Here is a 25,247-nt window from a genome sequence, read left to right as displayed (position 1 = left end):
GGCAACTGCAAACTTTAAAACAAACTGTTATGAAAAGATCATTCGTAATTTTCTACGCCCTTATCATTTACGCCTTGGCCGAATTGATATGGTGGGGCTACCTGCTTATTAAAATGATGCCCAGCAGCTTCGGGATGATAATGGGCGAAGGCTCCATATTCATCGTGGTGTTTTTTGTTGGGGCGTATTCACTGCACCGGTCAATAAACCGGGAGCGTAAGCTGCAGGAGCAAAAAAAGAATTTTTTGCTTTCAGTAACACACGAGCTTAAATCGCCCCTGGCATCAATCAAGATCCTTTTACAAACCATCCAGAAACGAGATCTTACAAAAGATCAGGTACTTAGCTTTATAGGTAAATCACTAATGGATATCGACCGCCTGGACGATATGGTTGAAAACATGTTGCTGGCTTCAAAAATTGATAACCACAGTTATACTTTTCCTAAAGACAAGTTCAGCCTTTCCGTTTTGGTTGATAGTATTGTAAATCGCTTGCAGATAACCAAATGCGAGGGCACACAGCAGATAATTGATGCTGAAATTGAACCCAAAATTGAGATAACAGGCGATAAGTTTGCTTTAACATCTGTTGTTACCAACCTGGTTGAAAATGCCATTAAATACTCTGGCCCCTGCGAAACCGTAGCGGTTAAACTATTTTCAAAAGAAGGCAAAATTTTTCTTGAAGTGGCCGATCATGGGATAGGAATAGCAGATCATGAAAAAAATCGTATTTTCGATAAGTTCTACCGTGTAGGCAGCGAGGATACCCGCAACACAAAAGGTACCGGTTTAGGTCTGTATATTGTAAAAGAAGTATTGGAGAAGCACCGGGCCAGCATAAAGGTGAAGGATAACCGCCCGGTAGGTAGTATATTTGAAGTAGTTTTTGATTAAATAGAATTAAAAACTCGAATTACACGAATGAGGGCGAATTTTCACAAATCTGCTTTTAGAGCTGGAACCTTTTTAATTCGTGAAATTCGATTAAATTCGTGAATATTAGTGTATAATTAAATTATCATGCCAAACAAAAAAAGAATTTTACTAGCCGAGGACGAAGAGCATTTGCTTGAGGCCATAAAGCTTAACCTTGAGCTTGAAGGTTACAAGGTATCAACTGCCACCAATGGTAAAAAGGCATTGCAAATATTTAAAGAAGAGCGTTTTAACCTGGTAATACTGGATGTTATGATGCCCGAGATTGATGGCTTTGTAGTTGCTGAAACTATCAGGCTGGAGAACTCTGAAGTGCCCATTATGTTTTTAACCGCTAAAAATACCAACGAGGATAAAATAGCAGGTTTAAAAAAAGGTGCCGATGATTACCTTACCAAACCATTTAACCTTGAAGAGCTGATATTAAGGGTGAACAACCTTGTAAAACGCAGCCTTAAAGGCGATGACCTTAAAGAGTTTAACAGCTATAAGATAGGTGATAAAACCATCCACTTTAACTCTTTTGAGCTGGTAAATGGCGATGAGTCGATTACCCCCTTAACTAAAAAGGAAACCATGCTGCTTAAGCTGCTGATAGAGCGCCGTAATGATGCCGTATCGCGCGAGCAGATCCTGGAAACTGTATGGAACTATGACGTTTACCCGTCAACCCGTACCATTGATAACTTTATCCTCACTTTCCGTAAATATTTTGAACCAGATCCTAAAAACCCGGTTTATTTTCATTCTATCCGTGGTGTAGGTTATAAGTTTACTGATACCCAGCATTAATGTTTGCAAACAGGACACGCTTATTTATTGGCTTTATATTTTTTTTGTCGCTGCTGTTGTTAGTTTATCTGCGGCAATACATGTTTGCGTCAGTTGCCCTGATGTTTATTGTGTTGCTTGCCTGGGATTACATAAGGCAGGGAACGCTTATTGTTGCGGCCAAATATTTTCATCATAAAAATTACGATAAAGCAGAGCGCACATTAATGGAGATCTTTAATCCGCAATGGCTAAGCAAAAATCGCCGGGGTTATTATGAGTTTTTGATGGGCGGCGTTTGCCTGCAAAAACAGGATTTTGAGGATGCCGAAAAGCATTATGAAATAGCTGCCCAATATCCCCTGCGCTCGATTAATGATCATGTGGCAGCGTTGGTACATGTGGCCAACATCAGCATAAGGCAGGGCAACTTTGAAAAGGCTGATGCTTATCTACAACTTACTGAAAAGCACCAGGAAAATATAAATGCAAAAATGAAGGGTGTTATTGAACGCCTTCGCCAGGAATTAAAAAAACACATAAGATAGAGGCAGGATGCGAGAATCAAGAGTCAAGATTTACTTTCTCTTGATTCATAACTCCTGCCCCTCTATATATTAAAATTTAAGTTACGTTAAACAGAGCAGGGATGCCGGTCATAATCAGGAACAAAGTCTTGATTCTTGACTCTTGATTTCCTGACTCTCTTCACATTATGAGAGATTCGTTATTAATAAAAGCGGCATTTTCTGAAAAAACAGAACGACCACCGGTATGGATGATGCGCCAGGCAGGCCGTTTTATGAAAGAATATTGGGACATCAAGAATAAATATTCGTTTTTAGAGATGTGCAAAACCCCGGAATTGGCTGCCGATGTTACCATGCTTCCGGTTGATTTGCTGGGGATTGATGCCGCTATTTTATTTTCAGATATCCTGGTTACCGGTGAAGCCATGGGCGGTGATTTGAGCTTCACACAAAATATAGGGCCTAAATTTGCCAACCCGGTTCGTACCAAAGCCGATATTGATAATTTGCAAACCGATGTGGGCGACAAGCTGCAATACGTGGCTGATGCTATAAAAGTAATTCAACAAAGGCTAAACGGCAGTATTCCGCTGATTGGTTTTGCAGGAGCTCCTTTTACAGTAATGAGTTACCTGGTTGAAGGCGGGTCGTCAAAAGATTTTAAGCTTACCAAACTGATGCTGCATAATGAGCCGGAAATGGCTCACCAGCTGTTATCAAAAATAGCAACCGTAACCGCCGATTATTTGAACCTGCAAATTGCAGCCGGCGTAAATGCAGTACAGATCTTCGACAGCTGGGCACAGGCTTTATCATGGGATGATTATAAAGAGTTCTCACACCGTTACATTGTTGAGATCATCAGCAAGCTTAACCGTAAGGATATCCCGGTTATTTCTTTCTGTAAAGGCAGTTCGGTTTTTGCACCGCTGATGGCAGAGGCAAAACCTGATGTGATCTCTATCGACTGGAACGTTGACCTGCTCGATATTAAAAAACGTTTACCTGCCGGCATAGCTGTACAGGGCAACCTTGATCCGCATATTTTGTATGCTGACAAAAAAGTAATTAAAGAACGTATTTATCGTTTATTCGACAGGATGAAGGATGAAAAAGGCTTTATCTTTAACCTTGGGCATGGCATAATGCCGGATATTCCGTTTGATAACGTGAAGTACGCGGTTGAGGTGATAAAAGAATACAGAAACTGACACGAATTTCAAGAATTAGGGCGAATTTCACTAATCTGCTTTAATAAATTGGATAACCATAATTCGTGAAATTTGAATAAATTAGAGAGAATTCGTGTATAATTATATTTTATCCATACACATCATTTTTGTAGTCTGCTGGATGGCGGGGTTGTTTTATATTGTGCGTTTGTTTATCTACCATACCGAGGCACAGGACAAGCCCGATCCCGATCGCACTATTCTCTCTAAACAGTTTGAAATAATGGAGCGTAAGCTTTGGTATATTATTGCAGTGCCATCAATGGTATTGGTGCTGGCTGCAGGCATTACCATGCTTTGCCTTGCACCGGTATGGCTCCAGCAGCCCTGGATGCATATTAAGCTTGCTTTTGTTGTAGGGTTAATAATATACCACTTCATCTGCCAAAATAAAATGAAACAGATGGCAAAAGGGATTTTCACCTGGACATCCACCCAGCTCCGCATCTGGAACGAGGTAGCCACCCTTTTTCTGTTCGCCATAGTTTTTCTGGCCGTATTAAAAAATGCTGTAAACTGGATCTATGGCATTGTAGGCCTGGTGCTTTTATCGGTCATCCTCATGTCGGCGGTGAAAATCTATAAGTACTATCGCACCAAAAAGTAATTTTTGCTCTTCTTTATAAAATCTCCCTTTACTTTCTAACCCGTATTTTCTGTTGCCTTTTCCCTCAAATTGTGGAGTAAGTCAGCAACTATATTTCAAGTGAATTTTACTAAGTTGCTGATTTTAAGTGGGTAGTATATTTAATCTGTTTATGGCACCATTATGTATCATGGTATCACATCATACATAAAAAACAAAAAATTATATTTATGAAAAAATTCATTTTATCAGCAGCAGTATTAGTTGTAGCAGGATTAGCTACAGTTAAGGCAAACAATTTAAATACAAACATGCACACTGTTGCAATTGTAGCCCAGGCAGACAGCGTACAGAAAACCCCTATAAAACTTGAAGCACTTCCTGATCCGGTTAAAACAGTGCTTTCAAGCGATGTTTTCAAAACATGGGTGCCATCAACAGCTTTTGCAGTAACAGCAGGAACTACCCAATATTATGAGGTTGATGTTAAAAAAGGCACAGAAACAAAAGCCTTAAAGTTTGACAAAGACGGAAAAATAATTCAATAAACTCTAATCATATTGTTTTATCCCTCAAAAGGCCCCATTATATCGGGGCCTTTTGTATTTTTGCCTTGCATCACTATAAAAGCTTATGGCAAAAATATTAATAGTTGAAGACGATCTTACCTTCTCTCAATTATTGCAGGGATTTTTACAAAAGCATGGGCATGATATAACTACAGCCTCCAATATTAAGGATGGCCTGAAAGCTATCGCTCAAAATACATTTGATCTTTTATTGCTTGATTATCGCTTACCCGATGGTATTGGCCTTGATGTGCTTATTAACGCCAGGGGTACAGGTTCAACTGTTCCGATAATTATTATGACGAGCTTTAATGATGTACGCACTGCGGTAAATGCTATCCAGTCGGGCGCATTTGATTATATTACAAAGCCGGTTAATCCTGATGAATTGCTGATGATCATGAGCAATGCCTTGGGCGGGAAAAAAGAGCCCACGGCTGCGGTTCAGGATGATCAGCCCGAATTTATAAAAGGCAATAGCCATGATTCAGACAAGTTGCATGAGCACATTGACGTGGTTGCGCCAACAGACATGGCTGTACTTATCCAGGGTGAAAGCGGTACGGGCAAAGAGTATGTGGCACGAACCATTCACCGCCAAAGTAAACGCAAGGCAAAGCCATTTGTGGCAATTGATTGTGGTGCACTTTCAAAAGACCTCGCCGCAAGCGAATTATTCGGACATATAAAAGGTGCTTTTACCGGCGCCATTGCCGACAAAAAAGGCATGTTTGAATATGCTGACGGAGGCACGCTATTTTTAGATGAAGTAGGTAACCTGAGTTATGATGTACAGGTAAAACTGCTGCGGGCATTGCAGGAAAAAACAATCCAGCCATTAGGCAGCAACAAGCAAGTACCTGTTAACGTAAGGATAGTTACAGCAACCAATGATGATTTGGTAAACAGCGTAAGCGGCGGCGATTTCAGGCAGGACCTTTACCACCGCATTAATGAGTTTAAGATCCAGCTTGCCCCGTTACGGGCAAGGGGAAACGATATAGATATTTTTATCAGGCATTTTATAAAGCTGGCAAATGCAGAACTTGACCGTAAGGTTAGTAGCCTATCTACAGAGGCAAAAGAGATCCTGCATAAATACGATTGGCCGGGTAATTTGCGCGAGCTTAAAAACGTAATTAAACGGATGGTTTTGCTAAGCCATGATGATATAGCCGGTGTTGACACTATGCCCGATGAAATGTTGTTCTCTGTGTCAAACAATATTCACCAAAACCGGGAATCTGATCTTAAGGCGCAAAACGAGGTGAATGAAAAACAACTGATCCAAAAAACGCTGATCCAGGTAAAGTATAATAAATCAAAAGCCGCCAAGCTGCTCAATATTGACCGCAAAACGCTTTATAGTAAAATTGAGCGTTACGGCCTGGATAGCTGATTTCTACCCGTGTTATAGCAACCACAAATTGATGCACAATTCTGGCTTGGATTGATTCAGTTAACAAAAACTGGGTTTACATTGATTAACATAATTTAACGAGTTCGATATAAAGATTGATGGACATGTTGATTATGAGTAATTTATATCTATTTGATTCTTGATAAATAACTAAACATTTGATAGTCAGTATGTTTCACAGCGTTCCGGGTGTTCCGCGTGGAAAAATGGAACGCTTTGCGGGCGTGGATACACATAATGACTTTTGACTTGGCACTGTTTTATACCGTCTCTATAAAACTATAATCGCGGGTTACAACAGCCAGGTCATGTAGCTTTTGGGCCAGGGCTAAAATATGTTCAATCCTGGTTGCGGTAATTTTTTTATCCCTGTTTAATTCCATTTCGGCTAAACGAAAGCTTTCTGCCAGTTCTCTTGCACCTGCCTGTGCGGTACGGCCTGCAATACGGTGGGTAAGCAACAATACCTTTTCAATATTTTCTGTAGCTAAACCTGCCTTTAATTGCTCAACATCATTCATACTATCCACGGCAAAGCGGGCAAGTATTTTAGCTGTTTGTTCCGTGTCGCCCATGGTCATTTTCTCAATGGCTTTGATATTGATCTGCGGTATGCTGTTCTTTTCACCGGCATCCGGATTGTCTTTTATAAGTGCAACCAGCTCGCTTTCCCTAAAAGGTTTCATCAGAAGGCCATTAAATCCCTGCGCTAAAACTGATTCGCGTTCACCGGGAAGGGCCTGCGCAGTAAGGGCGTAGATCTTTACATCGGCGGGTACCTGTTTACGGAGCAACCGGCAAAGCTCCATGCCGCTCATTTCGGGCATCCGGATATCCAGCAGCAAATACTTTACAGCCGCATCCCACGGTGTATTTAAGATCTCGTGAGGCGAGGTAAAGCAACGATATGCAATCTTGTTGTTATCAAAGATACGGGAGCATAGCTCAAGTATAAAAGTATCATCATCAATAATCCAAACCTTATTAGTAGCTAAACCGGATGTTGCATGTGCAGCGGGTATAATAGTTTTAACCTCTTGTTGAGCCTTTGCAAACTGCAGGCCGAAACTAAAGCTGCTGCCTTTGCCCGGCTTGCTTTTTACGGTTATATTGCCCCCCTGGCTTTCAATAAGCTCTTTGGTTATAGGCAAGCCAAGACCAGTACCGGCGCGACTTTGTTTTTCGTCGCCTGCCTGCTCAAATTCATTAAAAATGCGCTCTATATCTGCAACGGCAAGGCCTATGCCAGTATCTGTTACATCAAAATGGTATTGCACCTGCCCGTCAACCTGCTCTGCTCTAACGGTTAAAATAACCCCGCCTTGTTGTGTAAACTTAATAGCATTGCCCAATAAGTTAAACAGGATCTGTTTTAATCTGAACGGATCGCCGGTTACAAAAGCCGGAACTGTATTATCATAATCAGTTTCAAGATCAATGCCCTTTTTATCAGCTTCCAGGCGCATTACAAATATAACTTCATCAAGCAGGGTCAGCATATCAAACGGTTGATTTGCAAAGCTGAATTTACCTGATATGATCCTGTTATAGTCAAGCACCTCGTTCACTATCTGCATTAAATGGCCCGATGACCGGTAAATTGCTTCGATATCTTTTTTCTGCGGATGTTCCTGCTGGTTGATCATTTCGGCGTAACCTATGATGGATTGCAACGGTGTGCGGATCTCATGGCTCATATTCGACAGGAAACGGTGCTTGGCCAGCGCATGGTATTCAGCTTCGTCTTTCGCCAGTTCAAGTTCTTTACGATATTTATTTATGCGCGAGATATCCCTCAAAATAAAATACACCAGTAAAACGGTAAGGATAACAAATGCCAGCATAATTATACTGATGCGCTTAATGCTGCTGTGAACCATGCTTTTTGCAGCCTGGTTATTTAAGTCGGTTTGCACAACTACTTCAGTTTCCACCTTTTTGAGGATGGTTACTATCTGGCGGATAATATTTGCGCTCGACCGGGTTAGCACGGTTTCCCGGTTAACAAACAGGGCGCTTTTTCTTTTCTGGATCTTTTCCAGGTCCTTCATGGTTTGTCCCAGTCCTTTCAGCAAACTATCCTGGATAGCCTTTGCCAATGTATCGTGTTTTACATTTAATTCCTCGGCAACTATCTGGAAAGGCTTGCTTGCTGAGTCTGTATCTTTTGCTTTTTTCTTGCCGAAGAGTTTGTTAAAAAAGCTCCTGTTATCTCTTTTATCATCCGCTGAAATTGCAGCAGGATAAACGGTTGTGGTTGAGGTCTTTTTTTCGGTTGTGGTAACCATGCTATCGGTCTGCTGTGCGCTTTTATCCACTATATCATTTAAGCTTTCCACCTGGATCGAAAAGGATTTGTTGTCAATAAGCCCTTCTCTTACTTTAACGTAGTTTGCAAATAACCGGTCGCGGTCCTGCAATAATTTCCTTAAGGTATTAAGCCTTAACACCTGTGTTGATTTTATAGGATACAACGTTTGTAGCGTATCAATTTTTAAGATCAAATTTTTTGAATCATTAAAGCCATAATACTTGTCGGGGTTGTTTAGTAAACGGGCTTTTTGCACCTGGTCTATCCTGGCTATTCCGCGCGACAGGTCATTAACAAGGCGCAGCTTTTCATTTGGGGCCGAAACGTTTGAAAACGCATTCAGCATAGCCGTAAAAGCATCCTTACTGGTGCTCCAGGCCATAAAAAGGGCAAAGCAGGCCAGTATGGCAGCAATAATAATTTTCCCCTTTACCGATCGGATGAAACTCTGTTTATGCATATTGATATCCTATATCATAACGCAAAAACAGGAAATATGTGTTTTTTGATTAAAAAATGCGTGAAATCACGCAAAAAAATAAATTGAAAAAACACTTGCGCAATTGAATGATTGCATTTATATTTGCAATCGAATGATTGCGTAATTGTAAGAAAAAGATGAGAAGAGATGTATTCCAGGCAATAGCCGACCCGGTAAGGCGCGAGATAATTAAAGTAATAGCCAATGAAAGCCTTACCTTAAATGGTATAGCTGATGCTTTTGATATTAGCAGGCAGGCTATATCAAATCATGTTAAAATATTAACCGAATGCGGCATTGTTGTAATAAACCAGAAGGGAAGGGAGCGTTATTGCGAGATAAAACTAGATAGATTAAATGAGGTAGCCACCTGGGTTGAACCCTATAAAAAACTTTGGGAAAAACGGCTTGATAAACTTGATGATTTGCTTAACCAACTTCAAACCAATAATTAAACAAAACCATATTAAATTATGAACAATACCTTAAAGAGCATCTGGGCCATACTGGCAGGATTTATTGTTGTTATCATCATCTCAACGCTCACTGATCTTGCATTACAAAAAACCGGCATAATGAAATTGCCATATCATTTAAATGCATGGTGGTTTATAGTTATTGTAATTATCTACCGCACCATTTATGGCATTGGCGGTTGTTATCTTACTGCAGCTTTGGCGCCGGCCAAACCAATGCTCCATGTCTTTATTAGCGGAGTAATTGGTTTAATATTATCGGTCATTGGCCTGCTTGTTGTAAAGGAGCCACCTGTATGGTACCCTGCAACACTGGTTATACTCGCCCTGCCAACTGCTTTATTTGGCGGATATTTAAGAATCTTAAAAACTAAATAACATGAATCCAAAACTTGAAGTTACCCGCGTTTTTAATGCCCCGGTTGAATTGGTATGGAAAACATGGACAGAGCCCGCGCTTGTTATGCGCTGGTGGGGCCCCGATCATTTTACCTGCCCAAGCGCAATAATTGATTTTCGTGAAGGTGCTACATCAATAGTTTGCATGCGGGCTCCTGCCAGCTTTGGCGGCCAGGACACGTTTAGCATCTGGAACTATAAAAAGATAGTACTGCATGAAACGATAGAATTTGTTATGAACCTGGCTGATAAAGATGGCAACAAAGCCAACCCAACCGATCTGGGTATGCCGCCTGATTTTCCGGTAGATATCCGTACGGTAGTTGCTTTTAAAGATCTTGGTAATAATAAAACCGAAATGACGGTTACGGAATATGCAGACTTTGGCCAAATGTCTCAATTTGCGAAACTCGGTCTTGAGCAGAGTTTGGATAAAATGATGGCTATATTTTAATGAGATACCGTTTTGGAATTAACAAAAGCCATTAATATTTGCTTAATGGCTTTTGTTTTAAAACTACACCAAAAACTCAAACAAAGTTTGATCTTTGTTAAGCTCTACAACCTCAAAACGGTTTTCTTCCATGCGTTTTAGCAGCGCAGGATAATCGCCAGCTGATTTTAACTCGATGCCTACCAGTGCAGGACCGCTTTCTTTTGACGTTTTTTTGATGAACTCAAAACGGGTAATGTCATCACCGGGGCCAAGCACATTGTTTACAAACAACTTTAAAGCTCCCGGCCGTTGGGGGAATTTTATGATGAAATAATGTTTAAGCCCTTCATACAGCAGCGATTTTTCTTTGATTTCCTGCATGCGCTCGATATCATTATTACCACCGCTAACTACGCAAACCACCTTTTTGCCTTTTATCTTATCCTTACAAGCCTCCAGCACAGCAACCGATAATGCGCCTGCCGGTTCAACAACAATGGCATCCTCGTTATACAATTTTAAAATGGTTGTACACACTTTACCCTCAGCAACGGTAAGCATCTCATCCAAAACCTGGCGACAAAGCTCATAGGTTAGCTTGCCTACGGTTTTTACAGCAGCGCCATCAACAAAGCGGTTAATATCCGGCAGACTAACAGGGCCGCCATGTTCAAAGGCTTTGAGCATGCTAGGCGCACCTTCCGGCTCAACGCCTATCAGTAAAATATTAGGGTTTTGTTGTTTTAAGTAGCTTCCGGCTCCGGCTGCCAGTCCGCCGCCGCCAATGGGCATTATCACCACTTCGGTACCTGGCAGGTCCTCCATAATCTCAACGGCTACAGTGCCTTGCCCTTCAATAACACGGTAGTTATCAAACGGGGGAATAAAGGTCATCTGGTGTGCCTGGGTATAAGAAAGCGCCTCAATCAGGCAATCATCAAAAGTATCGCCCACCAAAATTATCTCCACATAGCCATTGCCAAACATTTCTGTTTGGGTGATCTTTTGCTTTGGGGTTATCTCAGGCATAAATATCACGCCTTTAATGCCCATTCTATTGCAGGAAAAAGCTACACCCTGTGCATGGTTACCTGCGCTTGCACAAACCACGCCACGGCTTAACTCATCTGCCGTTAACTGGCTGATCATATTAAATGCGCCTCGTAATTTGTAGGAGCGTACTATTTGTAGGTCTTCACGTTTCAGGTATAGTTCGCAATGGTAGGCTTTTGATAACCCGGCATGGTATTCAAGCGGCGTGTGCTTTACAACACCGTTTAGCCGCTGCGAGGCGGATTGGAAATCTAATTTAACATCAGACATGGAGAATGATTTGCAGCATTAATAAAGAGATTCAGGAAATCAAGAATCAGGAGTCAAGATAAAAAACAAGAACAACTATCGAAGCTTTCCTGACTCTTGACATCTTGATTCCTGACTCTTATCTTCTTATCTCACTATACGTTTTTAGCCAGCCAGTCGCCTACCTCGCTTGTTTTGTAGGCTTTGTTTTTACCGGCAAGGTCTTCTGTTACAATGCCTTCAGCTAATGATTTGTTTACAACAGTTCTGATCGCTTCTGCTTCTTCTTTTAATTTAAAAGCATCCTCAAACATCATAGCAGCAGAAAGCACAGTTGCCAGCGGATTAGCAATATCCTTGCCTGCAGCCTGCGGATATGACCCATGGATAGGCTCAAATAATGAGGTATGAATGCCGATAGAAGCAGATGGCATTAAGCCCATCGATCCCGAAATTACAGAGGCCTCATCGGTTAAAATATCGCCAAAAAGGTTCTCGGTGATCATTACATCGTAGGTGTTTGGCCACTGAACCAGGCGCATCGCAACGGCATCAACAAACTCGTAGCTTACTTTAACTTCAGGATAATCTTTTTCCATATCCTGTACGGTTTCACGCCATAAACGCGAAGTTTCAAGCACATTGGCTTTATCAACACAGCAAAGTCTTTTACTGCGGGTCATCGCCATTTCAAAACCTAATTTAGCCAGGCGCTGAATTTCTGCCCTTGTATAGGTACAGGTATCAAATGCCGTGTTTCCATCATCCAGTCTTCCTCTTTCGCCAAAGTAGATGCCACCGGTTAGCTCACGCAGGATGATCATATCGGTGCCTTCAATCCGCTCCCTTTTTAAGGGTGAATTGTCAATTAACGACGGGAAAGTAAACGTAGGACGAACATTAGCAAACAGGCCCAGCTTTTTACGCATTTTTAACAGCCCCTGCTCCGGACGAACGGTTGCTTTCGGATCATTATCATAACGCGGATGGCCAATGGCGCCAAACAAGACGGCATCGGCTGCCATGCAAACTTCGTGAGTTGAATCCGGGTAAGGCTCGCCTACGGCATCGATAGCTGCAGCGCCGGTTAAAGCCGGTGTCCATGCAATTTCATGACCGAATTTTTTTGCTATTGCGTCAGATACTTTAACTGCCTGGTCAATAACCTCAGGCCCTATGCCGTCTCCTGCTAAAAGTGCGATGTTTAGTTTCATTTATTTTGTTTGTGTTTTTCAGTTTTATCGAGATCAGCGGTAATCAATTTCAAATTGGAAACAATATCAGTTGAAACCAAGGCTAATTCTCATTATCGTTCTTATCCTTTTTTCTAAATAGAATAATAGTCATACAAATAAGATTTAAAACGTAACCAATTGATTTAATGTTTAACCAATAAGTATCCTTTAAATGATAAAAGTAATCTACATAAATTACGGCTCCAAAGAAAAGGAAGGCAATGCATGGATAGACTATTTTAAATATTTTCAATGTTTTAATACTTGGGCGAAGTTAAGACTTTCGTTTTTAAATTATATTCAGCATTTTCTGCGTAGCCTTAATTGCGCAAACGGTTTGGTCTGAATCCAATCCCCTGGTTATGAATTTTTTGGCATCCGTTTTCCAGGTAATAATGGTTTCGCAAAGTGCGTCCGAACTACTGCCGGGGGCTATCCTAACTGCATAATCAATCAGCTTTGGCAAGCATCTGTCCTTTTTAACGTAAACCTTGGCCAGTGCTTTCATAAAAGCATCAAACTGGCCATCGCCCTGCGCATTTTCTTCAAATTTCTCCCCGTCGATTTTCACTGAAATAGTGGCAGACGGACGCAAACCCATCGCATTTGTTAATACGTACGATTCTACAACAACCTTCTCCTCGTACAGGCTGCTATCCAAAACATCCGAAATAATATAAGGCAGGTCTTCCTTAGTTACCGTTTCCTTTTTATCGCCCAGTTCAATAACCCGCTGGGTAACTTTTTTAAGGTCGGCATCATTTAATTTTAAACCAAGCTCCTGCAGGTTCTTTTCAATGTTTGCTTTGCCGGATGTTTTACCCAAAGCATATTCCCGCTTTCTGCCGAAACGCTCAGGGAGCAGGTCGTTAAAGTATAAATTATTTTTATTGTCGCCATCGGCATGGATGCCGGCGGTTTGAGTAAATACATTGTCACCAACAATTGGTTTGTTGGATGGGATCCTAACACCCGAAAATGTTTCAACAAGTTTGCTAACCGTATAAATCGAAGATTCTTTAACGCCTATTTCAACCTCTGGTGCAAAATCATTTATAACAGCTACGGCGCTGGCCATGGCGGCATTACCGGCACGTTCGCCCATCCCGTTTACGGTTAGGTGCAATCCGCTTACCCCGGCCTTAACTGCCTCTAGTACATTGGCGGTGCCTAAATCGTAATCGTTGTGTGCGTGAAAATCAAAATGAACGCCCGGATATTTGGCTATCAACTCCGTTAAAAACTTCGCAGTTTCTGCCGGGGTTAATACCCCAAGCGTATCAGGCAACAAGATCCTCTTAACTGGCTGTGTGATAATAAAATCCAAATACTGATACACATACTCAGGGGAGTTGCGCATGCCGTTGCTCCAATCCTCCAAATAAACATTGGTAGCTATACCTTTACTCTGCGCAAGCTCAATCACATGCTTTATTTCAGCAAAATGCTGCTCCGGTGTTTTTTTTAGCTGATGGGTTAAGTGATTTAATGACCCCTTTGTTAACAGGTTCTGAACTTTAACCCCTGAATTTACCATCCAGTCGATCGAAACGCCATTGTCTACAAATGACAGCACTTCAATGCGGTCAGCATATCCGTTTTCTTCGGCCCAAACTAAAATGCTTTTAACTGCATTAAATTCGCCGTCAGATACGCGGGCAGAGGCAATCTCAACCCTGTCGACATTGAGTTCTTCCAGTAATAACTGGGTTATGGTTAGTTTTTCTGAAATGGAAAAAGACACGCCCGATGTTTGTTCTCCATCGCGAAGCGTAGTGTCCATTATTTCTAATTTCCTTCTTTCCATTTTCTGGATTGTATTAGGTTGGGTGGGAAGAAGAGTCAAGAATTCAAGAGTCAAGAAAAAACGCAATAGCTATTATTGGCTACCTTCTTGATTCCTGACTCTTGAATTCTTGGTTCTTTTCTCTTGAATTCTTGACTCTATTTTTTAAAGCGGCAGGTTCTCCGCAAATTCTTCAATTTCTCCTTTTATGCTTTGCAGGTAATCTATATCGTCAAAGCCATTGATCATGTTATCTTTTTTGTACGGACTAATTACAAATGTTTCTTTTTCTCCGGTTGATAAAAGCGTAATGGCTTGATCCGGTAAGTTTATTTCCAGCTCTGTTTTTGGATTAGCAATTATTGCGGTAAAAATCTTCTCGGCAAACTCCGGACTAACCTGAACCGGCAATACGCCAATGTTTAAGCAGTTATTTTTAAAGATATCCGCAAAAAAGCTGGATACCACACAACGGAAGCCATAATCATAAACGGCCCATGCTGCATGTTCCCTTGATGAGCCGGAGCCAAAGTTTTTACCGCCAACAAGTATCTTACCGCTGTAAATGGGGTTGTTCAATACAAAATCCTTTTTCTGGGTATTATCAGCATTGTATCTCCAGTCGCGGAAAAGATTATCACCAAAGCCAACACGTTCTGTAGCTTTTAAAAAGCGCGCCGGGATGATTTGGTCAGTATCCACATTCTCTATCGGAAGCGGTACCGCAGTGCTTGTTAGTATATTAAATTTATCGTAAGCCATTCTGTTAGTCATTAGTCATTGAGTCATTAGGTCATTGACGCTCGTCAATTATCCCGCTACTCACTTTTTTACAAATTAAACAAGTTCCTCTATTAACGTCCTTGGGTCGGTAACTACGCCGGTTATAGCGGCGGCGGCAGCAACCAGCGGACTGGCCAGCATGGTTCTTGACCCCGGACCCTGGCGGCCTTCAAAGTTTCTGTTTGATGTGCTTACAGCATATTTTCCGGCAGGAACCTTGTCATCATTCATTGCCAAACAAGCTGAACAGCCCGGCTGACGTAATGCGAAACCTGCTTCGGTTAAAATATCAAGCAAACCTTCTTCTTTAATCTGCGCTTCAACAATATGCGAGCCGGGTACCAGCCAGGCAGTAACATTTTCAGCTTTGTGCTTGCCTTTTACAAGTGAGGTAAACGCGCGAAAATCTTCAATCCGGCCATTGGTACAGCTGCCCACAAACACAAAATCAACAGGTTTACCCAACATTGAGTCGCCTTCATGGAAGCCCATGTAGTTTAATGATTTCTCGTAGGTAGCAGCACCACCTTCAACATGAGCGGCATCAGGGATCTCATGAGAGATTCCCATACCCATACCCGGGTTAGTACCGTAAGTTATCATCGGCTCGATTGATGAACCGTCAAAAGTTAATTCTTTATCAAAAACAGCATCAGCATCAGTCTTCAGGGTTTTGTAATAAGCTAATGCCCTGTCCCATGCTTCGCCTTTAGGGCTAAACTCGCGGCCTTTTACATAGTTGATAGTAGTTTCATCCGGGGCAATCATACCGCCGCGGGCACCCATCTCAATACTTAAATTACAAACCGTCATCCGGCCTTCCATGCTCATGTTTTCAAACACATCACCGGCATATTCAACAAAATACCCTGTAGCACCTGATGTGGTCAATTTTGAAATAATGAACAACGCAACATCTTTCGGTGTAACGCCAATGCCTAATTTACCATTAACGTTGATGCGCATTTTTTTAGGCTTAGGCTGCATAATACATTGAGTAGCCAAAACCATCTCCACTTCAGAAGTGCCGATCCCAAAAGCAATGGCACCAAAAGCGCCGTGCGTTGAGGTATGCGAATCGCCGCAAACAATTGTAGCACCCGGTTGGGTAATCCCATATTCAGGCCCAACAACATGAACGATACCATTTTTTTGATGGCCCAGTCCCCAGTAGCTGATGCCATATTCTTTTGAATTTGACTCAAGCGCATCCAACTGGTTTGCAGAAAGCGGATCGGCAACCGGTAAATGCTGATTGATGGTTGGCGTGTTATGATCTGCAGTAGCAAATGTACGGTCGGGGTATAAAACGCTTATTCCCCTGCTCTTTAAGCCTAAAAAGGCTACCGGGCTGGTAACTTCATGGATCAAATGACGGTCGATGAATAGCACGTCTGGTCCACCTTCAATTTTGCGCACCACATGCGTGTCCCAAACCTTGTCAAATAATGTCTTGCTCATTTTTATAGTTTCTTATGTATTACTCAATTTGTAAAACGTTCACTTATGCGTTGATACTGTTATTAGCTAATATTAACAAATCTTCATCGGTTATATTTAATTTGCTGTCGGCCAGAGTTAAGAAGTTTTTATAAGCCTCGTTTAACTCGTTCTTATCCAAATTCTGACCCAAACGCTCTAAATGGAATTTTAGGGCATGCCTTCCGCTGCGAGCAGTAAGCACAATAGTTGCACTTGGGAAGCCCACATCTTCGGGTTTAATAATTTCGTAGTTCTCGCGGTTCTTTAAAAAGCCATCCTGGTGGATGCCGCTGCTGTGTGCAAACGCATTGCTGCCCACAATTGCTTTATTAGCCTGTACCGGCATCCGCATTTGCGTGCGTACCAGTTGGCTGATCTCGTAAAAATTGCGTGCGTTTATGTTGGTATGTAAACCAAGCTGATGTGTTTTCAGGATCATGACGACTTCCTCAATAGAAGTATTGCCTGCGCGTTCGCCAATGCCGTTAATGGTTCCTTCAATTTGCCTTGCTCCGTTTTGCAAACCTGCAATTGAGTTAGCGGTAGCTAAACCCAAATCGTTATGGCAATGTACAGAGATGATGGCTTTATCAATGTTCTTTACGTTCTCTTTTAGGAAACGGATCTTATCGCCGTACTGGTTTGGCAAGCAGTAGCCGTTGGTATCCGGAATGTTTACAACCGTTGCACCGGCAGCTATAACAGCCTCGATCATTTGCGCTAAATAATGAATATCAGCACGGCCGGCATCTTCAGCATAAAACTCAATATCCTCAACCGATTTTTTGGCATATTTTACCGCTTCAACAGCACGTACCAATATTTCCTCACGGGTGCTGTTAAACTTGGTTTTGATGTGCATGTCAGACGATCCGATCCCTGTATGGATCCTTGGCCTCTTAGCATATTGAAGCGATTCAACAGCTACATCAATATCGCCTTTGTTTGCGCGGGTTAATGCACAAACTATTGGATGCGAAACCGATTTTGAGATCTCCACAACACTCTGAAAATCGCCCGGACTTGAAATTGGGAAACCTGCTTCAATAATATCCACGCCCAACGCCTCCAGTTCTCTGGCGATCTCAATTTTTTCAGGGGTGGTTAACTGGCAGCCCGGTACCTGCTCGCCATCGCGAAGCGTGGTATCAAAAACATAAACGCGGTTTGGATCGTGTAACATATTTTTAGATTTTTTGATGCGAGATGTGAGATTTGAGACTTTGCAAAGTCCTTTATCTCTATCTAACATCGGTTAATGCTTCTATTTTATTTATCTATTTAAAATGATAATAAGATTTGAAATATGAACAATCTCATGTATCAAATCTCACGTCTCATATCTCTTTCATTCCTATAAATCACCGATGATTTTGATTTCACCGATTGGTCATTTGCTGATCTCCATGATTGCCCAGTAATTTCACCAACTTTATTTCTATTCCCCCTTTAGAGGGTTAGGGGGCTATGCCTCCTCATAATGCTCAACTGTTGGGAATGGATCATAAAAATGATGTAACATCCCTTTCCATTCCTGGTATTCTTTTGATCCTCTGAAGCCTTCAGTATGGTCGGTGAGTTTTTCCCACTCAACCAATAAAATGAAGCGGCTTGTATGCTCCACGCATCTTTTTAACTGATGCGAAATATAGCCGGCCATCTTTGATATAATCCCTTGCGCTACTGAAAATGCCTTTAAAAAAGCATCCTCCATACCAGGGATTATATTTAATATGGCTAGTTCGAGTATCATTTATTTAAATTTTGTCATTGCGAGCGATAGCTTGGCAATCTCTTCGTTAGCATGCCGACGAGATTGCTTCGTCGTACCTCCTCGCAATGACAAATTTTTATTTTTCGTTTTTTTACCTTTTAGCTTTCGCCTTTCAGCTTTAACCTTTCTCCTTACGCTTCTACAACCTGGTTTTCAGGGCGTAGGCTGCGTACAGTTTTGCCTGTCTGCCACATTTCGCTTTCGCGTAGTTCTTTTAATTCAGCATCCAGTTTTTCGCGGTAATCGGGTTTGCTGTTTGAATCAATTGATTTTTGTGATTCAACGCCTGTTGCCACGCTTTTGTATAATTCTTCAAATACAGGTTTAGTAGCATCACGGAAACGTTTCCACCAATCCAATGCACCGCGTTGTGCTGTTGTTGAGCAATTGGCATACATCCAGTCCATACCATTTTCTGCAACCAATGGCATTAATGATTGAGTTAGCTCTTCAACAGTTTCGTTAAATGATTCTGACGGTGAGTGACCATTTTTGCGCAATACTTCGTACTGTGCTGCAAAGATGCCCTGGATACAACCCATCAGCGTACCACGTTCGCCGGTTAAATCGCTGTATACTTCTTTCTTAAAGTTAGTTTCGAATAAGTAACCACTACCTACAGCAATACCTAATGCAATAACACGGTTAAATGCGTTACCTGTAGCATCCTGGAAAATAGCGTAGCTTGAATTTAAGCCACGGCCCTGTAAAAACATGCGGCGCAATGATGTGCCTGATCCTTTTGGAGCAACCAAAAATACGTCAACATCGGCAGGAGGGATGATGCCAGTTTGCTCGTTGAAAGTAATTCCGAAACCGTGAGAGAAGTAAAGTGCTTTACCCGGGGTTAAGTGTTTTTTAACAGTTGGCCATAATGCAATCTGGGCGGCATCGCTAAGCAGGTAGCAAATAACCGTTCCTTTTTCAAGGGCTTCTTCAATTTCAAAAAGTGTTTCGCCGGGTACAAAGCCATCGCTTACAGCTTTATCCCATGTTTTTGTGCCTTTACGCTGACCAACAATTACGTTAATGCCATTGTCTTTTTGATTAAGCGCCTGACCAGGACCCTGAACGCCATAGCCAATTACCGCTACAACTTCATTTTTTAATACTTCCTGTGCCTTTGCTAAAGGGAACTCCTCGCGGGTTACTACATTTTCTTCAGTGCCGCCGAAATTTAATTTTGCCATCGTTATTTTTGTTTTGATTTCACCGGTTTTTTTGATTTCACCGATGATTGGTTTGTGTTATATTATAGTTTATAATTTACTTTTTGTGGAGTTCAGACTTACGAAGTTTACTAGCAAATTGGCAAGTAAACTTCGTAAGTCTTTCCCGTTACTTCTTTGTTATGATCACTATCCCCGTTGCCCAGCCCATTTTTGTTAAAATTATATCCTCGCGGCTATCTAAATAGCTGATCAGATCGGTTGCTTTTTCAGCATGGCCTGTTGGCCAGTTTGCCTGTGGCAGCATATCGTCAATAATATACAAGCCGCCTTTTTCAACCATGTTCAGCACTTCATCCAGCAGCAAATATTTACCCGGCCAGGCATCAGCAAAAATAAAGCTGAATTTTTGCCCGGCATTTTGTTTGATCCAATCTGCACCATCGGCACAGATCAGCTTTAAGCGTTTATCCACGCCCAGGTTCTCTTTGGCAATGCTTAAAACCGTTTCATCATTATCAATGGAGATCATTGACGCCGAATCATCCATGCCATCTAAGATCCATGTCGTAGATAAACCTGTACCTGTGCCCAGCTCCAAAAACTTACCACCCGGTTTTGATGCCGCCAGCGTTTTAAGTAATGAACAGGTCAATACTTCTGATGGCATGGTAAAACCACTCGCTTCAGTAGCAACTTTTATAGCATTGTAAGCTGATGGATATTTTTGTCTTATTTCTTCAAGCATGAGCTAGTCATTGGTCATTGTGTCATTAGTCATTAGCGGATGGTTTTAAAACCTTTCGCCTTTAACCTTTTAGCTTTCGCCTTACATGGTGAATACTTTATCCCCTTTGTTTAAATATTCATTTTCAATTACGTCTTCACCAGGTTCAAGCCTTTCAAAATCGCGCAGCTTGCTGTTGAAGCCTTCGCTGTCCTTAATAATGGCTACACGTGCGCTACGTACAAACTCAATCAGGCCATAGGGCTGTAAAATGCTGATCAGGTTGTCTGTTTCTTCGCGGTGGCCTGTTGTTTCAAACACAGTGTAGTCCTTTCTAAGGGTTACTACACGGGCGCCATTTTCGCGCAGCAAACGCTCAACGCTTACCTTTTCGGCTATAACATCGGTTGATACCTTGTAAAGTGCCAGTTCCTGCCAAATCACATCCTCATTGGTATGGTAATACACTTTTAAAACCTCCACCTGTTTTTCAATCTGGCGGCAAAGCTTGCGCACCACATCTTCCGATTCAGTTATCACAATATTAAAACGGTGAATGCTCTCAATTTCTGATGGAGAAGTATTCAAACTATCAATATTGATCTTCCGGCGGGTAAATATTATAGCTATCCGGTTTAGCAAACCAATCTGGTTTTCTGTATAAACCGTGATGTTAAATTCCTGTTTGTCTATTTGGGTTTCCATTTAATTTTCTTTTAAATCCCTTTTGTTAAGGAGACGCAAAGTATTGCGTCTCTACATTTTCTCCGGGGGGCCTCTACTTCAACCTGATCTCGGCAACACTGCATCCTTGCGGCACCATTGGGAACACGTTGTTCTCTTTGGTAACCATTACTTCTAAAAGGAACGAGCCTTTGTTTTCCATCATTTGTTTTAATGCCGATGGAAGGTCCTTGCGGTCGTTAATCACTCTGCCTGCAATGCCATAAGCAGCGGCAACGGCCACAAAATCAGGGCTCTGAATATCCACAAACGAATACCTGCGTTGGTTAAATAACTCCTGCCACTGGCGCACCATGCCAAGGAACTTGTTATTCAGGATGATGATCTTTACATCAATACCGGTTTGCATAATGGTACCCAATTCCTGCAAGGTCATCTGGAACCCGCCGTCACCAATAATGGCAACAACATCACGTTCCTGCGCGCCAAACTTAGCTCCAATTGCGGCAGGCAGGGCAAAGCCCATAGTACCTAAGCCACCGCTGGTAATATTGCTGCGGGTTTTGTTAAGCGTAGCGTAACGGCAGGCCACCATTTGGTGCTGGCCAACATCAGTAACTATAACTGCATCGCCTTTGGTTAATTCGTTAAGCTGTTTTATTACTTCGCCCATCGTCATTTCCGGCGATGTTGGGTTAAGCTCGGCATGAATTACCGCATCGTATTCCTTTTGGGTGTACTCGTTAAATAACTTCACCCATTCGGTATGGTTTTTCCCCTCAACCAGTGCAGTAAGCAAAGGCAAGGTTTCTTTGCAATCGCCCCAAACAGGTACAGTTGATTTTACGTTTTTATCTATCTCGGCAGGGTCAATATCCAAATGGATCACCTTTGCCTGTTTTGCATATTTGTCGAGACGGCCGGTTACACGGTCGTCAAAGCGCATGCCTATGGCTATTAATACATCGCACTCATTGGTCAATACGTTAGGGCCATAATTGCCGTGCATCCCCAGCATTCCTACATTCAACGGATGATCTGTAGGGATAGCGCCTGCACCAAGAATTGTCCATGCAGATGGGATCCCGCTCTTTTCAATAAAAGCTTTAAACTCCTGCTCAGCGCTGCCCAATATTACGCCTTGTCCCCAAATAATAAACGGCTTTTTAGCTGAGTTGATCAATTCGGCAGCTTCTTTAATATACTGCGGCCTAACAATTGGGTTTGGCCTGTAGCTGCGGATATGATCACATTTGGTATAACCTTTATAGTCAAACTTCTGGATCTGTGCGTTTTTTGTGATGTCGATCAAAACAGGGCCTGGTCTGCCGCTTTTAGCTATGTAGAAAGCTTTGGCAATAACTTCGGGAATCTCAGTTGCGTCAGTTACCTGGTAGTTCCATTTGGTAACCGGGGTAGTAATATTTATTACATCTGTTTCCTGGAAAGCATCGGTACCTAAAAGGTGAGCAAACACCTGGCCTGTGATACAAACCAAAGGTGTGCTGTCTATCTGCGCATCAGCTAAGCCGGTTACCAAATTGGTAGCACCCGGACCGCTGGTTGCAAATACCACACCCACTTTACCTGATGTGCGTGCATAGCCCTGGCCAGCATGAATGCCGCCCTGCTCGTGGCGGACTAATATGTGATTTAATTTCTCTTTATAATCAAACAAAGCATCGTAAATGGGCATAATTGCGCCACCCGGATAGCCAAAAATAGTATCCACACCCTCAATGATCAAAGCGTCAAGCAAGGCCTGCGATCCTGATAGTTCAACGGCTTCTTTCGCAGCCGGTGCGGTTAATGTTTCCTGTGCAACTTCCATATCTTTTATTTATTTCGGAATTCGGATTTTCGAATTCGGATTTATTAAAATTCTAACCTTTTATCTCCTTGTCATTGCGAGGTACGAAGCAATCGCGAACTTTTCAGTCGGTCTTGCAGAGTTCGCGTTTGCCGCGCTCGTTCCTCGCTCGCAATGACAAGTTGAGCTACCTTTTAGCTTTCACCTCTCCTAAGGCATCTCATCCGTAACACAACCTTCTGCGGCAGTGCTAACGGTTTTTGCGTATTTGTACAGCAGCCCTTTTTTAGCTTTAAGCGCTGGCTGTACCCAGTTGACTCGGCGTGCAGCAATCTCTGCTTCGGATACCTTCAGCGTCATGGTATTGGTGATAGCATCAATCTCGATGGTGTCGTTATCCTGTACAAAGGCAATTAAACCGCCATCGTAAGCTTCAGGAGTAATGTGACCAACCACAAATCCATGTGTACCACCACTGAAACGTCCATCAGTAATTAAAGCTACCGAAGCGCCTAAGCCAGCGCCGAATATAGCGCCTGTAGGTTTCAGCATTTCGGGCATACCCGGCGCACCTTTAGGGCCTATGTTGCGGATAACTACTACATCACCAGCCCTTACATGGCCGCTGGTAATGCCGTGGATAAGTTCAAACTCACCATCAAAAACACGGGCAGGGCCTTCAAAACGTTCGCCTTCCTTACCGCTTATCTTGGCAACGCTGCCGCCTTCGGCAAGGTTTCCGTAAAGGATCTGTAAGTGGCCGGTTGCTTTTATCGGGTTTTCAGCCGGCATTATTATCTTCTGTGTATCAAAGTTAATCTCTGGTACTTCTTCTAAATTCTCTGCAATGGTTTTACCGGTTACAGTTAAACAGCTGCCATCTATCCAACCCAGTTTTAACAGGTATTTCATAACAGCCGGAACGCCGCCTACTTTGTGCAGGTCCTCCATCATGTATTTACCGCTTGGCTTCATATCCGCCAAAACAGGGATACGGTTGCTTACCGACTGGAAATCATCCTGTGTAACTTTTACATCCACACTTTTAGCCATCGCTATCAGGTGCAGTACCGCATTGGTACTTCCACCCAGAACCATTATCGTAACAATAGCATTTTCAAATGCCGCACGGGTCATGATGTCTGATGGTTTTATATCTTTTTCTAAAAGAATCTTTATTGCTTTGCCTGCTGCTAAACACTCATCCTTTTTTTCCTGGCTCAAAGCCGGGTTTGAAGAGGAGTAAGGCAGGCTCATACCCAAAGCCTCAATTGCCGAAGCCATGGTATTGGCGGTATAGATGCCGCCACATGCTCCTGCGCTTGGGCATGCATTTTTTACCACACCCATAAAATCTTCGGGTGTTATATTGCCGGCTATCTTTTGGCCCAAAGCCTCAAATGCCGATACAATGTTTAAATCTTCACCTTTATAATGGCCCGGTTTAATAGTACCACCGTATACCATGATAGACGGACGGTTAAGCCTGCCCATGGCAATTACTGAACCTGGCATGTTTTTATCACAGCCCGGCAAGGTGATCAGTCCATCATAATATTGTGCACCGCAAACAGCCTCAATTGAATCAGCAATAACATCCCTGCTAACCAGCGAATAACGCATCCCTTCGGTACCCATGCTCATGCCATCGCTCACGCCAATGGTATGGAATATAAGGCCAACCAAATCTTCGCTCCAGATGCCTTGTTTAACCAGTTTAGCCAAATCGTTCAGGTGCATGTTACAAGTATTGCCATCATAGCCCATACTTGCCACACCCACCTGTGCTTTTTTCATATCCTCGTCAGTTAAGCCAATGCCGTAAAGCATGGCCTGCGCTGCCGGTTGGGTAGGGTCCTGCGTTAAGTTTTTGCTGTATTTATTTAGCTCTATCGATTCAGTTTTTGCGCTCATACGTTAATGCCGCTGCCGGCTTTTTGTACTAAAATTTTTGTTACAGTTAAGGTTTGCATTGGTATTGCAAATTGCTATTTGTAAGGTAGAGATAGCTGAAAGGAATACCAAGCGATAAAAGAAAAATTTGTAATTAGTATTTAATTTTGTTTAATGTAGTATTATCAATATAAAAAATTGAATTTTATCGATATAAAGATAGAATATATTTAACAAAATAGACCAAAGTTCAAAACGGTATTCGGTACGTTTTTTATGCATGCATAGTAAAGGGGCGATTTTCTGCCTGAAAAAGAGATTTTGATGTGCGGATGTGCGGATTTTGGATGTGCGGATGAGGAGGGAATTGATGTGCGGATGTGCGAATTTCTAATGTGCGGATGGTAGAAGAATTTGCAGCTTTGAATGATGGAGGATTTTGAACCATAA

Annotated in this window: 23 protein-coding genes; 10 read left to right on the top strand and 13 right to left on the bottom strand. The window is 42.3% G+C overall.

The window, feature by feature from the left end:
• The first annotated feature begins 29 nt into the window (after positions 1-29).
• The 7 genes from BUE31_RS23465 (at position 30) to BUE31_RS23435 (ending at position 6,028) form a co-directional block, all read left to right on the top strand.
• Positions 30-899, top strand: coding sequence for a sensor histidine kinase (locus tag BUE31_RS23465; RefSeq protein ID WP_073406498.1), 870 nt, complete (start codon positions 30-32; stop codon positions 897-899).
• A gap of 126 nt (positions 900-1,025) precedes the next feature.
• Positions 1,026-1,733 (top strand): response regulator transcription factor, encoded by a 708-nt coding sequence (locus BUE31_RS23460; protein ID WP_073406288.1) that lies wholly within the window; start codon positions 1,026-1,028, stop codon positions 1,731-1,733.
• A gap of 80 nt (positions 1,734-1,813) precedes the next feature.
• A complete protein-coding gene (locus BUE31_RS23455) occupies positions 1,814-2,260 on the top strand; it encodes a tetratricopeptide repeat protein (protein WP_234997894.1) in 447 nt (148 codons plus the stop codon).
• 167 nt (positions 2,261-2,427) lie between these two features.
• On the top strand, positions 2,428-3,453 hold the full coding sequence (gene hemE, locus BUE31_RS23450) for a uroporphyrinogen decarboxylase (protein WP_073406286.1): 1,026 nt from the start codon (positions 2,428-2,430) through the stop codon (positions 3,451-3,453).
• A 94-nt stretch (positions 3,454-3,547) separates the two neighbouring features.
• Positions 3,548-4,081 carry a CopD family protein gene (locus BUE31_RS23445; RefSeq protein ID WP_073406285.1) on the top strand — a complete coding sequence of 178 codons (534 nt, stop codon included), beginning with the start codon at positions 3,548-3,550 and terminating at the stop codon, positions 4,079-4,081.
• 209 nt (positions 4,082-4,290) lie between these two features.
• Positions 4,291-4,608 (top strand): hypothetical protein, encoded by a 318-nt coding sequence (locus BUE31_RS23440; protein WP_073406284.1) that lies wholly within the window; start codon positions 4,291-4,293, stop codon positions 4,606-4,608.
• A gap of 85 nt (positions 4,609-4,693) precedes the next feature.
• Positions 4,694-6,028 carry a sigma-54-dependent transcriptional regulator gene (locus tag BUE31_RS23435; RefSeq protein WP_073406283.1) on the top strand — a complete coding sequence of 445 codons (1,335 nt, stop codon included), beginning with the start codon at positions 4,694-4,696 and terminating at the stop codon, positions 6,026-6,028.
• A gap of 281 nt (positions 6,029-6,309) precedes the next feature.
• On the opposite strand, the gene BUE31_RS23430 is transcribed toward BUE31_RS23435, so the two are convergent.
• Positions 6,310-8,820, bottom strand: coding sequence for an ATP-binding protein (locus BUE31_RS23430; protein WP_073406282.1), 2,511 nt, complete (start codon positions 8,818-8,820; stop codon positions 6,310-6,312).
• A gap of 158 nt (positions 8,821-8,978) precedes the next feature.
• Between BUE31_RS23430 and BUE31_RS23425 the strand changes: the two genes are divergently transcribed.
• The 3 genes from BUE31_RS23425 to BUE31_RS23415 are packed head-to-tail and all read left to right on the top strand — an operon-like array spanning position 8,979 to position 10,170.
• Positions 8,979-9,296, top strand: coding sequence for an ArsR/SmtB family transcription factor (locus tag BUE31_RS23425; RefSeq protein WP_073406281.1), 318 nt, complete (start codon positions 8,979-8,981; stop codon positions 9,294-9,296).
• Between the two features lie 18 nt (positions 9,297-9,314).
• Entirely contained in the window at positions 9,315-9,695 is a 381-nt protein-coding gene (locus tag BUE31_RS23420) for a hypothetical protein (protein WP_073406280.1), read from the top strand.
• Between the two features lies 1 nt (position 9,696).
• Entirely contained in the window at positions 9,697-10,170 is a 474-nt protein-coding gene (locus BUE31_RS23415) for an SRPBCC family protein (protein ID WP_073406279.1), read from the top strand.
• A 63-nt stretch (positions 10,171-10,233) separates the two neighbouring features.
• On the opposite strand, the gene ilvA is transcribed toward BUE31_RS23415, so the two are convergent.
• From ilvA to ilvD, 12 genes are all read right to left on the bottom strand, one after another.
• Positions 10,234-11,475, bottom strand: a complete 1,242-nt coding sequence (gene ilvA, locus BUE31_RS23410) for a threonine ammonia-lyase IlvA (protein WP_073406278.1) — start codon at positions 11,473-11,475, stop codon at positions 10,234-10,236.
• A gap of 134 nt (positions 11,476-11,609) precedes the next feature.
• Positions 11,610-12,668, bottom strand: coding sequence for a 3-isopropylmalate dehydrogenase (gene leuB / locus BUE31_RS23405; protein ID WP_073406277.1), 1,059 nt, complete (start codon positions 12,666-12,668; stop codon positions 11,610-11,612).
• 310 nt (positions 12,669-12,978) lie between these two features.
• Positions 12,979-14,496, bottom strand: coding sequence for an alpha-isopropylmalate synthase regulatory domain-containing protein (locus tag BUE31_RS23400; RefSeq protein WP_073406276.1), 1,518 nt, complete (start codon positions 14,494-14,496; stop codon positions 12,979-12,981).
• 144 nt (positions 14,497-14,640) lie between these two features.
• Positions 14,641-15,237: a 3-isopropylmalate dehydratase small subunit gene (gene leuD, locus BUE31_RS23395; protein ID WP_073406497.1), complete on the bottom strand. Its 597-nt coding sequence runs from the start codon at positions 15,235-15,237 to the stop codon at positions 14,641-14,643.
• A 75-nt stretch (positions 15,238-15,312) separates the two neighbouring features.
• The gene (gene leuC, locus BUE31_RS23390; protein ID WP_073406275.1) at positions 15,313-16,719 is read right to left on the bottom strand and encodes a 3-isopropylmalate dehydratase large subunit; all 1,407 of its coding nucleotides are present in this window, start codon (positions 16,717-16,719) and stop codon (positions 15,313-15,315) included.
• Positions 16,720-16,762: 43 nt separating this feature from the next.
• Entirely contained in the window at positions 16,763-17,923 is a 1,161-nt protein-coding gene (locus BUE31_RS23385) for a 2-isopropylmalate synthase (protein WP_073406274.1), read from the bottom strand.
• Between the two features lie 282 nt (positions 17,924-18,205).
• Positions 18,206-18,493 (bottom strand): antibiotic biosynthesis monooxygenase family protein, encoded by a 288-nt coding sequence (locus BUE31_RS23380; protein WP_073406273.1) that lies wholly within the window; start codon positions 18,491-18,493, stop codon positions 18,206-18,208.
• Positions 18,494-18,645: 152 nt separating this feature from the next.
• Positions 18,646-19,704 carry a ketol-acid reductoisomerase gene (ilvC, locus tag BUE31_RS23375; protein WP_073406272.1) on the bottom strand — a complete coding sequence of 353 codons (1,059 nt, stop codon included), beginning with the start codon at positions 19,702-19,704 and terminating at the stop codon, positions 18,646-18,648.
• A gap of 148 nt (positions 19,705-19,852) precedes the next feature.
• Entirely contained in the window at positions 19,853-20,431 is a 579-nt protein-coding gene (locus tag BUE31_RS23370; RefSeq protein WP_073406271.1) for an O-methyltransferase, read from the bottom strand.
• 81 nt (positions 20,432-20,512) lie between these two features.
• On the bottom strand, positions 20,513-21,115 hold the full coding sequence (ilvN, locus tag BUE31_RS23365) for an acetolactate synthase small subunit (protein WP_073406270.1): 603 nt from the start codon (positions 21,113-21,115) through the stop codon (positions 20,513-20,515).
• 73 nt (positions 21,116-21,188) lie between these two features.
• Positions 21,189-22,925 (bottom strand): biosynthetic-type acetolactate synthase large subunit, encoded by a 1,737-nt coding sequence (gene ilvB, locus BUE31_RS23360; protein WP_073406269.1) that lies wholly within the window; start codon positions 22,923-22,925, stop codon positions 21,189-21,191.
• A gap of 189 nt (positions 22,926-23,114) precedes the next feature.
• Positions 23,115-24,818 (bottom strand): dihydroxy-acid dehydratase, encoded by a 1,704-nt coding sequence (ilvD, locus tag BUE31_RS23355; RefSeq protein ID WP_200801977.1) that lies wholly within the window; start codon positions 24,816-24,818, stop codon positions 23,115-23,117.
• Positions 24,819-25,247: the final 429 nt, after the last annotated feature.

The sequence above is a fragment of the Mucilaginibacter sp. OK098 genome (genome assembly GCF_900142915.1).
In the GTDB taxonomy this organism is placed as follows: Bacteria; Bacteroidota; Bacteroidia; order Sphingobacteriales; family Sphingobacteriaceae; genus Mucilaginibacter.
The sequence above is the reverse complement of the archived record's forward strand: the minus strand, read 5'-3'. Positions and strand labels throughout refer to the sequence as shown.

What these genes read in the sequence shown, in the direction of transcription:
- BUE31_RS23455 (WP_234997894.1), top strand. Translation starts at nt 1,814, where the DNA reads ATGTTTGCGTCAGTTGCCCTGATGTTTATTGTGTTGCTTGCCTGGGAT.
- BUE31_RS23440 (WP_073406284.1), top strand. Translation starts at nt 4,291, where the DNA reads ATGAAAAAATTCATTTTATCAGCAGCAGTATTAGTTGTAGCAGGATTA.
- leuC (WP_073406275.1), bottom strand. Translation starts at nt 16,719, where the DNA reads ATGAGCAAGACATTATTTGACAAGGTTTGGGACACGCATGTGGTGCGC.
- BUE31_RS23425 (WP_073406281.1), top strand. Translation starts at nt 8,979, where the DNA reads ATGAGAAGAGATGTATTCCAGGCAATAGCCGACCCGGTAAGGCGCGAG.
- BUE31_RS23400 (WP_073406276.1), bottom strand. Translation starts at nt 14,496, where the DNA reads ATGGAAAGAAGGAAATTAGAAATAATGGACACTACGCTTCGCGATGGA.
- BUE31_RS23420 (WP_073406280.1), top strand. Translation starts at nt 9,315, where the DNA reads ATGAACAATACCTTAAAGAGCATCTGGGCCATACTGGCAGGATTTATT.
- BUE31_RS23370 (WP_073406271.1), bottom strand. Translation starts at nt 20,431, where the DNA reads ATGCTTGAAGAAATAAGACAAAAATATCCATCAGCTTACAATGCTATA.
- ilvB (WP_073406269.1), bottom strand. Translation starts at nt 22,925, where the DNA reads ATGGAAGTTGCACAGGAAACATTAACCGCACCGGCTGCGAAAGAAGCC.
- leuB (WP_073406277.1), bottom strand. Translation starts at nt 12,668, where the DNA reads ATGAAACTAAACATCGCACTTTTAGCAGGAGACGGCATAGGGCCTGAG.
- ilvC (WP_073406272.1), bottom strand. Translation starts at nt 19,704, where the DNA reads ATGGCAAAATTAAATTTCGGCGGCACTGAAGAAAATGTAGTAACCCGC.
- BUE31_RS23415 (WP_073406279.1), top strand. Translation starts at nt 9,697, where the DNA reads ATGAATCCAAAACTTGAAGTTACCCGCGTTTTTAATGCCCCGGTTGAA.
- BUE31_RS23465 (WP_073406498.1), top strand. Translation starts at nt 30, where the DNA reads ATGAAAAGATCATTCGTAATTTTCTACGCCCTTATCATTTACGCCTTG.
- BUE31_RS23380 (WP_073406273.1), bottom strand. Translation starts at nt 18,493, where the DNA reads ATGATACTCGAACTAGCCATATTAAATATAATCCCTGGTATGGAGGAT.
- leuD (WP_073406497.1), bottom strand. Translation starts at nt 15,237, where the DNA reads ATGGCTTACGATAAATTTAATATACTAACAAGCACTGCGGTACCGCTT.
- BUE31_RS23435 (WP_073406283.1), top strand. Translation starts at nt 4,694, where the DNA reads ATGGCAAAAATATTAATAGTTGAAGACGATCTTACCTTCTCTCAATTA.
- ilvA (WP_073406278.1), bottom strand. Translation starts at nt 11,475, where the DNA reads ATGTCTGATGTTAAATTAGATTTCCAATCCGCCTCGCAGCGGCTAAAC.
- BUE31_RS23430 (WP_073406282.1), bottom strand. Translation starts at nt 8,820, where the DNA reads ATGCATAAACAGAGTTTCATCCGATCGGTAAAGGGGAAAATTATTATT.
- BUE31_RS23460 (WP_073406288.1), top strand. Translation starts at nt 1,026, where the DNA reads ATGCCAAACAAAAAAAGAATTTTACTAGCCGAGGACGAAGAGCATTTG.
- hemE (WP_073406286.1), top strand. Translation starts at nt 2,428, where the DNA reads ATGAGAGATTCGTTATTAATAAAAGCGGCATTTTCTGAAAAAACAGAA.
- BUE31_RS23385 (WP_073406274.1), bottom strand. Translation starts at nt 17,923, where the DNA reads ATGTTACACGATCCAAACCGCGTTTATGTTTTTGATACCACGCTTCGC.
- ilvD (WP_200801977.1), bottom strand. Translation starts at nt 24,818, where the DNA reads ATGAGCGCAAAAACTGAATCGATAGAGCTAAATAAATACAGCAAAAAC.
- ilvN (WP_073406270.1), bottom strand. Translation starts at nt 21,115, where the DNA reads ATGGAAACCCAAATAGACAAACAGGAATTTAACATCACGGTTTATACA.